Consider the following 610-nt stretch of genomic DNA (forward strand, 5'->3'; position numbering starts at 1 on the left):
GCCAATTTGTCGCGCGGTTCCTTTGTGAATCGCCAATTTCGGCGCGACAATTGCGCTGACTTTTGTCACACGCGCGCATTGAATTCTGGCACCCGAAAGCTTGATTCAACCATCCCCCGCACCCCGCTAAACCGGCGTCATGTCCCGAGGTCGCCCCAGCCCCTATCGTCCCGATTTCGCCGAGCAGGCGCGGAAACTCTGCCGCAACGGCGCAACCGACCGCGAGATCGCCGATATCCTCGGCGTCTGCGTGCGCACCTTCTATCGCTGGCGTGCCGAGCATGACGACTTCGCCGAGGCGCTCCGGACCGGCAAGGAACTGGCCGACGACCGCGTCGAGCGCGCCCTGTACGAGCGTGCCTGCGGTTATGATTATGACGATAAGAAAATCTTCCACCCGAGTGGCTCGAAGGAGCCGGTGATCGTGCCGATCCGCGTCCATGTTCCGGCGGATGTCGGTGCCGCCCGGCAATGGCTCGCCAGCCGCAGACCGAAACGATGGGGCGCAGTCAAGGAAGCGCCGGAGGACTTCAACCTGGTCGAAGCGCTGGAGAAGGCCCAGGTCCGCCTGGAAAAACACCGGCGCGAAAAGGCGGAGGAGGAGGCGATC

The 610-nt window shown here is 63.3% G+C and carries 1 protein-coding gene; it reads left to right on the forward strand.

Features of this window, described 5'->3' with window-relative positions; all coding sequences use genetic code 11:
• Window positions 1–139: 139 nt before the first annotated feature.
• On the forward strand, window positions 140–610 hold a 471-nt coding region (locus tag AC1DZC_RS20115), incomplete at its 3' end, for a helix-turn-helix domain-containing protein (RefSeq protein WP_477044509.1).

Source organism: Cellulomonas sp. P2_B4, assembly GCF_056404795.1.